Raw genomic sequence first — 1333 nt, 5'->3', positions numbered from 1 at the left:
ATCATGCAAACCCTTAAAGAATATGGGTATACTTCGCCACACTTTTTAATTTGTAATGAATGATGAGAACGTTATGTCTGATAGAAAGTTTATTGAAGAATTCGACCTTCTTTTAATCGCAAACCAAATCATCCAAGAGCACGATGATTACATCAACGGAATGCGAGCGACAAGCGTAGAAGAAAAAGACGGGGTTTTGGTATTTAAAGGTGAGTACTTCCTTGATGACAAAGGCTTACCAACCGCAAATACTACGGCAGTATTCAATATGTTCAAATACTTAGCCCATCACCTTTCTAAAGAATTTACGCTGATCAAATAACAGCAAATTAAGACAAAAAAGCCAGAGCATCATCGCTCTGGCTTTTCAGTTAGAGATCTAGCAGCTCAACGCTTTAAGCTTGTCGAAATAATCCGGGAATGTTTTGGACGTACATTTCGGGTCATTAATCGTCACTGGTGTATCGCTTAACGCCACCAGAGAAAAGCACATCGCCATACGATGATCATCGTAGGTATCAATCGCCGCATGTTTAAGGTGAGGTACTGGTTTAACGATGATGTAATCCTCACCTTCTTCCACTTCCGCACCAACTTTACGAAGCTCTTTTGCCATTGCAGACAAACGATCGGTTTCTTTTACACGCCAGTTATAAACATTGCGAATTGCCGTGGTACCTTCAGCAAACAAAGCCGTCGTCGCGATGGTCATTGCTGCATCTGGAATATGGTTGTAATCCATATCGATGCCCTTAAGCTTCCCGACGCGGGAAATAACGTAATCATCGCCCCATTCAATCTCTGCGCCCATTTTTTCTAGCGCATCAGCAAATTGAATATCACCTTGGATGCTATTTTTACCGATGCCAGTTACTTTGACTTCACCGCCTTTGATTGCTGCCGCAGCTAAAAAGTAAGAGGCCGACGAAGCATCCCCTTCCACAAGAAAATCACCAGGCGCAACATAGTGCTGACCAGCTGGAATCACAAACTCTTGATAGTCGTTGTTGATCACTTCGACACCGAACTGCTTCATGATATGCAGCGTAATATCAATGTAAGGCTTTGATACCAAATCACCTTCAATCTTAATACGCACTTCGCCTTCGGCAAGTGGTGCAGACATCAAAAAAGCCGTGAGAAACTGACTAGAAATAGAACCATCAATCGACACTGTGCCTGCTTTCAGACCAGTACCGACAATCTTTAGTGGTGGGTAGTTTGTGTTTTCCAGATATTCAATATCTGCTCCCGCCTCTTGCAATGCAGTCACAAGATGACCAATTGGTCGTTCTTTCATACGAGGCTCGCCAGTAAGCACGTATTCACCTTG

The 1333-nt window shown here is 43.1% G+C and carries 2 protein-coding genes; one reads left to right on the top strand and one right to left on the bottom strand.

Going from position 1 to position 1333, the window contains the following annotated elements:
- The first annotated feature begins 73 nt into the window (after nt 1-73).
- Nucleotides 74-322, top strand: a complete 249-nt coding sequence (locus R7Q46_RS24870) for a YciN family protein (RefSeq protein WP_005478953.1) — start codon at nt 74-76, stop codon at nt 320-322.
- Nucleotides 323-379: 57 nt separating this feature from the next.
- Here R7Q46_RS24870 and aroA read toward each other — a convergent pair.
- Nucleotides 380-1333, bottom strand: a 954-nt coding sequence (aroA, locus tag R7Q46_RS24865) for a 3-phosphoshikimate 1-carboxyvinyltransferase (RefSeq protein WP_318077885.1), incomplete at its 5' end; no start/stop codon positions are given.

The organism is Vibrio sp. 811 (assembly GCF_033339195.1).
The sequence above is the reverse complement of the archived record's forward strand: the minus strand, read 5'-3'. Positions and strand labels throughout refer to the sequence as shown.